Source organism: Marinobacter sp. (assembly GCF_041690455.1).
Lineage (GTDB): Bacteria > Pseudomonadota > Gammaproteobacteria > Pseudomonadales > Oleiphilaceae > Marinobacter.
The window spans coordinates 1-8,749 of the sequence record NZ_JAWLHI010000107.1 but is presented as its reverse complement, the minus strand read 5'-3'; the positions used below and the strand labels follow the sequence as shown (position 1 = coordinate 8,749).

Annotated in this window: 10 protein-coding genes and 1 other RNA gene; 8 read left to right on the top strand and 3 right to left on the bottom strand. The window is 59.1% G+C overall.

Going from position 1 to position 8,749, the window contains the following annotated elements:
• Positions 1–83 precede the first annotated feature (83 nt).
• From rpsI to ACESMW_RS17765, 6 genes are all read left to right on the top strand, one after another.
• Entirely contained in the window at positions 84–476 is a 393-nt protein-coding gene (gene rpsI / locus ACESMW_RS17790) for a 30S ribosomal protein S9 (RefSeq protein ID WP_092005367.1), read from the top strand.
• Positions 477–719: 243 nt separating this feature from the next.
• A complete protein-coding gene (gene petA, locus ACESMW_RS17785; protein ID WP_343814961.1) occupies positions 720–1,313 on the top strand; it encodes a ubiquinol-cytochrome c reductase iron-sulfur subunit in 594 nt (197 codons plus the stop codon).
• Positions 1,313–2,545 (top strand): cytochrome b, encoded by a 1,233-nt coding sequence (locus tag ACESMW_RS17780; RefSeq protein WP_092005361.1) that lies wholly within the window; start codon positions 1,313–1,315, stop codon positions 2,543–2,545. Before petA ends, ACESMW_RS17780 begins: the two co-directional genes overlap by 1 nt.
• The gene (locus ACESMW_RS17775; protein ID WP_372988319.1) at positions 2,545–3,300 is read left to right on the top strand and encodes a cytochrome c1; all 756 of its coding nucleotides are present in this window, start codon (positions 2,545–2,547) and stop codon (positions 3,298–3,300) included. Before ACESMW_RS17780 ends, ACESMW_RS17775 begins: the two co-directional genes overlap by 1 nt.
• 109 nt (positions 3,301–3,409) lie before the next feature.
• On the top strand, positions 3,410–4,039 hold the full coding sequence (locus ACESMW_RS17770) for a glutathione S-transferase N-terminal domain-containing protein (protein ID WP_372988318.1): 630 nt from the start codon (positions 3,410–3,412) through the stop codon (positions 4,037–4,039).
• Positions 4,040–4,097: 58 nt separating this feature from the next.
• Entirely contained in the window at positions 4,098–4,511 is a 414-nt protein-coding gene (locus ACESMW_RS17765; RefSeq protein ID WP_372988320.1) for a ClpXP protease specificity-enhancing factor, read from the top strand.
• A gap of 47 nt (positions 4,512–4,558) precedes the next feature.
• Here ACESMW_RS17765 and ACESMW_RS17760 read toward each other — a convergent pair whose 3' ends face one another.
• Genes ACESMW_RS17760 through ACESMW_RS17750 form a run of 3 tightly spaced genes read right to left on the bottom strand, consistent with a single transcriptional unit; the run spans position 4,559 to position 7,430 of the window.
• Positions 4,559–5,149, bottom strand: coding sequence for an SIS domain-containing protein (locus tag ACESMW_RS17760; protein ID WP_372988317.1), 591 nt, complete (start codon positions 5,147–5,149; stop codon positions 4,559–4,561).
• 8 nt (positions 5,150–5,157) lie between these two features.
• Entirely contained in the window at positions 5,158–5,523 is a 366-nt protein-coding gene (locus ACESMW_RS17755; protein ID WP_372988316.1) for a YraN family protein, read from the bottom strand.
• Positions 5,524–5,543: 20 nt separating this feature from the next.
• The gene (locus tag ACESMW_RS17750) at positions 5,544–7,430 is read right to left on the bottom strand and encodes a penicillin-binding protein activator (protein WP_372988315.1); all 1,887 of its coding nucleotides are present in this window, start codon (positions 7,428–7,430) and stop codon (positions 5,544–5,546) included.
• 158 nt (positions 7,431–7,588) lie between these two features.
• Here ACESMW_RS17750 and rsmI point away from each other — a divergent pair, with 158 nt between their 5' ends.
• Together rsmI and rnpB are read left to right on the top strand one after the other, a co-directional pair.
• Positions 7,589–8,461, top strand: a complete 873-nt coding sequence (rsmI, locus tag ACESMW_RS17745; RefSeq protein WP_372988314.1) for a 16S rRNA (cytidine(1402)-2'-O)-methyltransferase — start codon at positions 7,589–7,591, stop codon at positions 8,459–8,461.
• A 54-nt stretch (positions 8,462–8,515) separates the two neighbouring features.
• Positions 8,516–8,749, top strand: an RNA gene (gene rnpB, locus ACESMW_RS17740) — RNase P RNA component class A; the annotation flags it as partial.

Sequence of the window (8,749 nt, the reverse complement as noted above, 5' to 3'; positions counted from 1 at the left end):
AGAAGCTGAAAGTCTACGCCGGCGCTGAGCATCCTCATGCAGCCCAGCAGCCCAAAGAACTCGACATTTAACGGAAGGCGGATATGTCTGTAGCACAAAATTACGGTACTGGTCGCCGCAAGAACTCCACGGCTCGCGTCTTTATCAAGCCGGGTAGCGGTAACATCACTATCAACGGTCGCACCATCGAGCAGTTCTTCGGTCGTGAGACTCTGCGCATGATCGTTCGTCAGCCGCTGGTGGTTGCCGAGTCTACCGATCGTTTCGACATCAACATCACCGTCAAGGGCGGTGGTACCAGTGGCCAGGCCGGCGCCATTCGCCACGGTCTGACCCGCGCCCTGATGGACTACGACGAGACTCTGCGCCCGGCACTGCGCAAAGCGGGTTACGTTACCCGTGACGCGCGTGAAGTCGAGCGTAAGAAGGTTGGTCTGCGCAAGGCGCGTAAGCGTCCGCAGTTTTCCAAGCGTTAATTCTGCTTTGCAGAATGCGAAAAAACCCGGTCCGTTCTGGCCGGGTTTTTTTGTGTCCGGGCGATTTGCTATCAAATTGATCTGGAACAGGGAAGCGCCGCGCGCAGCGCCTTTCCGACTTGTAAGCCCATGGCAATTTCATTACCATTTGGGCGCTTATATTTTTGGGTTGTGAAGTCCTTTAAGATGCACATTGCCGGCTTTTGGGCGGGCTGTGACATCGCCTGATGGGAGAAAACCATAATGAGTAATGGCGACGTGAGCCAAGGCCGGCGCCGGTTCCTGATCGGCGCTACGTCCGTGGTGGGTGGAGTCGGCGTCGTCGGTGCAGCAGTTCCTTTCGTGGCATCCTGGAACCCCAGTGCCAAGGCGGAAGCAGCAGGTGCACCGGTAACCGTCAATATCAGCAAGATTGAACCAGGCCAGCAGATCACTGTTGAGTGGCGCGGTAAGCCTGTCTGGGTCATCCGCCGCACTCCGGAAATGCTGGAAAACATCGAGAAGCTGAACGATGTGGTGAAAGATCCACAGTCGGAAGCGCCTCAGCAGCCTCCGTACATCGATGGGGCTCTTCGTGCCCTCAAGCCGGAGTTCGGCGTGTATGTCGGTCTCTGCACCCACCTGGGTTGTGTGCCGTCCTATCGTCCTGAAGTGGCGCCGGCGGATCTCGGTGAAAACTGGCTCGGCGGTCTCTTTTGTCCGTGTCACGGCTCCCGCTATGACCTGGCTGGCCGGGTTTATGAAGCGCAGCCTGCTCCCCTGAACCTCGAGGTGCCGCCGTATCGTTTTGATGACGATGTGACCCTCACGATTGGTCTTGATCCGGAGGCAGCGTAATGCAGAAACTGATTCAGTGGGTAGACGACCGTCTCCCGATCGTTGACGCCTGGAACAAACACCTGGCCAAGTATTACGCGCCGAAAAACTTCAACGTGTGGTACTTCTTTGGCTCCCTGGCCATGCTCGTACTGGTCAACCAACTGGTGACCGGTATCTGGCTGACCATGAGCTACAACCCCTCCGCCGAGGGTGCCTTTGCTTCCGTCGAGTACATCATGCGCGACGTGGAGTGGGGCTGGTTGCTCCGTTATCTGCACTCGACCGGTGCTTCTGCTTTCTTTGTGGTGGTCTATCTCCACATGTTCCGCGGCCTGATGTATGGCTCCTATCAGAAGCCTCGTGAGCTGATCTGGATCTTCGGCATGCTGATTTACCTGGTGCTGATGGCCGAAGCGTTCATGGGCTACCTGCTGCCGTGGGGTCAGATGTCCTACTGGGGCGCCCAGGTAATCGTTAACCTGTTCGGTGCCATTCCGGTCATCGGTGAAGACCTGTCCCTGTGGATCCGTGGTGACTACCTGATTTCCGGTATTACCCTGAACCGCTTCTTCGCCCTGCACGTGGTTGCACTGCCGATCGTTTTGCTGGGCCTGGTGGTACTGCACATCCTGGCGCTGCACGAGGTTGGTTCCAACAACCCTGACGGTATCGATATCAAGAAGAACAAGGACGAGAACGGCATCCCGAAAGACGGTATCCCGTTCCATCCGTACTACACTGTTCACGACCTGCTCGGCGTGGCTGTGTTTTTCTTCATCTTCTTCATCGTGGTGTTCTTCTTCCCGGAGATGGGCGGCCTGTTCCTCGAGAAGCCGAACTTCGAGCCGGCGAACGCCCTGAAGACGCCCGCGCATATTGCGCCGGTCTGGTACTTCACGCCGTTCTACGCCATGTTGCGGGCGGTGACCGTGGACCTGTTCGGTCTGCCGGCGAAGTTCTGGGGCGTGGTCGTCATGGGTGGCGCTATTGCGATCCTGTTCGTGCTGCCCTGGCTTGACCGCAGCCCGGTCCGCTCCATCCGCTACAAGGGCTGGTTGAGCAAGATTGCCCTGGTGATCTTTGCCATCAGCTTCGTGATCCTGGGCTACCTCGGCCTGGTTCCGGCAACAGAAGGTCGCACCATGGTCGCGCAGATCCTGACCGTGCTGTACTTCCTGTACTTCATTCTGATGCCGTTCTATACGCGCATGGAGAAAACCAAGCCAGTACCAGAGAGGGTGACAGGATAATGAGAAAGCTGATTTTTGGTCTCGTTTTCGCAGTCCTGCCAGCTCTCGGGCTGGCAGCCGGTGGCGCGGTTCCACTCGACCATATCGAGACGGACCACACCAACAAGGAGTCCCTGCAGCGGGGGGTGGCCCTGTTCACCAACTACTGCATGGGTTGCCACTCCATGGAATACGCCCGTTACAAGCGCGTGGCGGACGATCTCGAGATTCCCGTGGAGCTGTACGAGGAAAACCTGATCTTCACCGGCGCCAAGATTGGTGAGCTGATGAAGAACTCCATGAGCAAGGACATGGCCGCAGAGTGGTTCGGTGCACCGCCACCTGACCTGACTCTGGAGACCCGCCTGCGTGGTGAGTCCTGGGTTTATTCCTATCTGCGTGGTTTCTACAAGGACGAAACCCGCCCGCTGGGTGTCAATAATGTGGTCTTCCCGAACGTGGGTATGCCGCACGTGATGGTTGAGCTGCAGGGGCTGTGTGCAGTTCACCCGAATGTGGGCGTTGAAGCCTCTGTTGAGCCGCTCAGCGGTAACATCAACAACGGTGATCTTTGCCCGCAGTACGCAAGCGAAGGCTCCATGACCGAGGCGGAGTTCAGCCAGGCCATGTACGATCTGACCAACTTCATGTCCTATATGGCAGATCCGGTCCGGGTTGAGCGTGAGCGCCTGGGTATCTTCGTGCTGATCTTCGTGGCGATCTTCTTCGTCTTCGCGTACCTGCTCAATCGTGAGTACTGGAAGGACGTACACTGAGAAATAGGGTATAATCCCGTTTCCTGAATTCCAGCGGGCTCTTTAGGGCTCGCTGGATTTTTGCGTTTCTTCAGGGTTATTTCGGTTTGTTTACTCGTGAGGTAGTTCTATGGGCGTTGTGACCAAGCGGTCATCAATGACGTTTTTCTCTGATCCGGCCAGTCATTACAGTCACCGGGTGCGTATTGTCCTGGCAGAGAAAGGTGTTACCGTTGATATAGTGGACGTGGACCCGGACAATCCGCCGGCGGAACTGGCCGACCTGAATCCCTACAACGCCTTGCCGACGCTGGTGGATCGGGATCTGGTGCTCTATGAGCCCAACATCATGATGGAATACCTGGACGAGCGTTTCCCCCATCCGCCGCTGCTTCCGGTCTACCCGGTGGCCCGCGCCAACAGCCGGCTGATGATTCACCGGATCCAGAAGGACTGGTGTGGCCTGGTTGATCAGATTCTGGCCCAGCCCAATGCCAAGGCCTCCGAGGCTGCCCGCAAGGAGCTGCGCGAGAGTCTTCTGGCAACGGCGCCGCTGTTTGGCGAAATGCCGTTCTTCCTCTCTGAGGAATTCACCATCGTCGATTGCTGTATTGCTCCGATCCTCTGGCGCCTGCCGGCGTTGGGTATCGAGCTGAATGAAAAGCAAGCGAAACCGATCCAGAAATACATGGACAGTATCTTTGCTCGTGAAGGTTTCAAGGCAAGCCTTTCCGACCTGGAAGAAGATATTCGCAGCTGATTTTCGGCAAACCCGGTTAACGGGGCAGGAGTAGGTAGTGCCTGACAACAAGATCGCCATGACATCCAGTCGGCCGTACCTGGTGCGGGCCTTTAACGAATGGATTCTGGATAATGACTGTACGCCCTATATTGTCGTGGACGCGGGTGTTCAGGGAGTCCAGGTACCGACAGAACACGTGGCCAATGGCCAGATTGTCCTGAATATCAGTCCCGGGGCAGTTCGGGGCCTGGTTATCGGCAATGGCGCACTGGAGTTCAGTGCCCGCTTCGGCGGTGTCCCGATGCAGGTCTTTATTCCACTTCAGGCAGTGATGGCTATCTACGCCAAGGAGAATGGCGAGGGCATGGTGTTCGGTAGTGAGCCGGGCACCCCGGACCCGGACGGTCCCGGTGACAAGGATGACGGGCGCCCGCAAGGTGGCCCGGATGATCGTCCTTCAGGCCGACCAACCTTGAAAGTGGTGAAGTAAAACCACTCTTCCGCTCTATCCGAAAAGCCAGCGCAAGCTGGCTTTTTTCATCCTCCGAACAACTTGGCGTCCACCAACCGGCACAGCGTGTTGATAATCAGCAGTAGCAGTGGCGTTGCGTCCGCCGGATCGAGATTGTTGAGGGCGATCTCATGGTCTTCCGGGTGAAGCAGGGACGTGATGTCGGATTTTTCCCGCGCACTGAGTACCACTACCTGCATTTCCCGGTCGTGGGCTGCCTGGATCGCCTGGATCAGGTTGGCCTTGTGGCCGTCATCCACCACCACGAACAGAAGGTCCCCGGGCTTGCCGATGGCGCGAACCTGTCGCGAAAAGGTGTCATTGAAGCGGTTGTCCCGGCAAATGGCAGAGTAGGTGGTTGCATCCGCCCCGAGGTTAATCGCGGGCAGCGCCGGCCGGTCATGATCCAGGCGGTTCAGCAGGGCTGTGCAGAAATACTGGGCCAGAATATTGGCGTTGCCGTTTGCGCAGGTGATCAGCTTGCCATCCTGCAACAGGGTGCTGACAAAGGCGTCAGCGGCGGGCTCGATCTGCGGGGCTACCGTGGTTGCGGCCTGGGCCGTGTGCTCCATGTGTGTGGCGAACCACTGGCTGATTTGCTGTTCGGTCGTGTCCATTGCGTTTCTTACTCTGCCTGGATGGCGTTCCTGATCCATTGTACCCGGTATTTGCTGGTCGTCCCCGGCACAATGCCTATTACATCAATCCTGCTGCAGGCGTTCCATAGGCCATGTCGATGCAGATAAAAGGAGACCGCCCTGAGCAGCTTGCGCTGTTTGCCGTAGGTGATTGAGCCGGCCGGATCGGTCAGGCTGCCTTCGCCGCGGAAGCGGACTTCAAAGAATACCAGGGTGTCACCGTCCTGGCCGATCAGGTCGATTTCTCCACCCCGGTTGTAGACATTTCTCTCGATAATGGTGACGCCGCGGCTTTGCAGATACCGTGCGGCGACACCCTCGTAGTGGTTGCCCAGTTCTCGTTTGCCGTCCATGGCGAAGGTCTTCGTCTGGTTCAGATTGTCCCGGGTTGACGTGCGTCTTCAGCGTCCGGGTTACGGGTCGGTGCCTGCTCGTCGTCTGAAGGCTGCAGCTCAGGCAGAAGTTCCGGTGAGCCCTTGCTGAAGCGCGCCCAGAGCTGGCTCCGGTGGATACTGCCCTGGCGGGTCATGGTCAGAACGCCGGTTTGGCCGTCAATTGAGGCGGAGTCAAGCTGGCGCAGCAGAGGCAGGCGCTTGCTCAGCTGCCAGGCGTCCGCGCCCATGGCAAACAGCCGGCCGAGCTGGCCCTGGGTACCCTTCAGGTGCTCCCGTGCCTGGTCCCGCAGCTCGTTATTCTCACCCAGTACCCAGGGGATGTCGGTGAAAATGACGTCGTTGAGATCGCGATCGCGGGAGGGGTTGGGGCTGCCGCCGTATACAATTGAAGGGGAGTAAACCGGCAGGTCGCCGCCAAAGTAGAAGGCAAACAGTGGCTTGAACTGTCGGGCGACAGTGGGCTCGGCCACCATTACGATGGCATCCGCATCCTGGCGTCGACGTGCTTCGAATTCTACGTCGATGCCAATAGTGCGCTCAACCTGGATAGCCCGGTTACGGGAAGCCGTGATTCCAAGCAGGTCGGCCGTCACCGTGCGCAGGTTGTCTTCCGGGAAGAACCGCTCGATATCAAGGGCGACACCATTGCGTTCCTTCAGCCTGTTCAGCAGTGCGCGTTCCACCCGGTCGCCCCACTCGCCCTGGGGAATCAGGACCAGTACCTGGTCAAGATCTTGATCGACCAGTCGATCTGCGATCTGGCGGGCCTCGTCCTCGGCGGAGAGGCCATACTGGTAGAGGCCGTCCGGCGGCGTTGAGCCCTCGGGGAGATAGTTCAGGCCCAGTGCGGGAACCGGAAGTGTGTTCATGGCGGCAAGGTCTGCGAGCGCTTCTTTCTCAAGGGGGCCGACGATCAGGTCAAAGTTGCCGGATGAGAGCTCGTCGTACAGCTCGGCGAAATCCTCATCGGACGTACTGATGACGCGAATATCGGTCTTGCTGCGGTCGGCGGACTCATCCATGTAATAGGCCGAGAGGAAGCCGTCCCGGATTGCTTTGCCGGCGCTGGCAAAGGGCCCCTCGAGCGGAAGCGCCAGAGCGATCTTCTCCGGCCGGCTGGTCGCGAGTGTGGCTATCAGCTGCAGCTCTGATGGCGGAACCTGGGCCGCCGGGTGTCCTGGCCAGTTGTTTTGCCAGCGGCGCACAATGCGCCCCTGCTCGTCCAGGTTCACACCCGGTTCCCGGACCAGAGCGGCGAGTTCCAGCCAGCCCTGGTTCTCGTAGCCGATCGCCTTTGCGCTGGCATCGGCCAGTTCCTGGTCTGACAAGGTCTGGAGCAGTTGCCAGATCCGGTCGTGCAGCTGTTGTACATCTGCCTCGGGGTCGGTCTGCGCCAGCAGCATCAGGGTCATGGCCGCACCCACGCGATCGCCGGCAAGCTCAAAGGTGCGGGCCTGGAGATCTGCCGCGCCGGCCATCTGATCCGGCGCGTACTCAATGAATGCGTCCGGAGTAATTCCTGTAGTGATGGATTGTGCCCAGTCGCTGTCTTCGAGGGCCGTGGCACTGGTCATCGCCAGCAGGCGCTTCTCGCCTTCCAGTCCCGGCGCCATCTGGTCCAGCTGGTTGCTTTCGAGTATGGTGCGAGCGTCTTCATGGTTGCCCTCACTCTGGAAGCGGCTGGCAATCCTGAGCAGGTACTGCTGTGCCGTTGTCCGGTTGTCTTCGCCGGCGGCAAGCTCGAGGGCTTCGTTGGGGGTCTGGGCAACGTGGGAGTCCAGGTTCACGCTGGCGCACCCGGACAACAGCAGGAACGCCGAAAGAAAACTGGCCAGAACGGACTGATTGATAGACTTCTTGATCATGACAAGCTTGACTCACTCCGGATGATTGGGCTTGAGACGCCGCATTAACGGTGGCAAGTTTAACAGCTCCGGGGGCAATTCACATGACCACGCTGTCATGGTCCGACTCCAAATACAGGTATAGGGTGCAAAGATTGGCTAGAGAAACGGCAGACGCCTTGAAAGAAACGGGCCAGGCAGGTGGCGGGCCGGGCGTCCTGTATATTGTGGCAACACCCATCGGCAATCTTGGGGATCTGTCCCCTCGGGCAGAAAAGGTGCTGTCATCGGTGGCGGTTGTTGCAGCCGAGGATACCCGTCATAGCGGTCGACTGTTGCAGCATCTGGGTCTCAGCAAGCCGATGATAGCTCTGCACGAGCATAACGAGCGCGAGCGGGTAGGTCGTGTCCTGAAGGAGTTGCAGGCGGGCAAGGATCTGGCCTTGATCTCCGATGCCGGCACGCCCCTGATCTCCGACCCGGGGTATGTTGTGGTTCGCGAGGCGAGGGCGGCGGGAATCCGGGTCAGTCCGATTCCCGGCCCCTGTGCCCTGGTGACCGCGCTGAGCGCAGCCGGGCTCCCCACCGACCGCTTTCTTTTTGCCGGTTTCCTGCCAGCAAAGCGCACCAGTAGAAAGTCGGCGCTGGAAGCCCTGAAGCGCGAGCAGGCGACGCTGGTGTTTTACGAGTCACCCCACCGCATTCTGGACACCCTGGCCGATCTCGTCGCCGTGCTGGGCAGCGATCGCGAGCTGGTGCTGGGGCGAGAGCTCACTAAAACCTTCGAGACTTTCTACAGTGGTACCGCGGAGGATGTGCTGGCAGAGCTGCAGGCGGATCCCCATGGCAGTAAGGGGGAATTCGTGGTGGTTGTTCATGGCGCCGAGGCATCGAGTCGGGCTGAAGAGGAGTCCCAACTGGATGTGGACAAGCTCCTTGGATTGCTTCTGGCCGAGTTGCCGGTAAAGAAAGTGGCAAAGCTTGTTGCCGAACTGACCGGTGGCTCCAAGAACGAGTTGTATCAGCGGGCTCTGGAGCTCAAGGACCGCTGAGCGACCGGGCAGGTTTTCCTTGCATGCCCGGAACGGGCAGAGTATTGTCACGCCCGAGCTCGCCAGACAGTCGCCGCCGGTCCGCCGGGGGAGGAAAGTCCGGGCTCCGCAGGGCAAGGTGCCAGGTAACGCCTGGGCGGCGTGAGCCGACGGAAAGTGCAACAGAAAGTATACCGCCTAAGCGCCTCCGGGCGCCGGTAAGGGTGAAATGGTGCGGTAAGAGCGCACCGCGTGGCTGGCAACAGTCCACGGCGATGGTAAACCCCACCTGGAGCAAGACCAAATAGG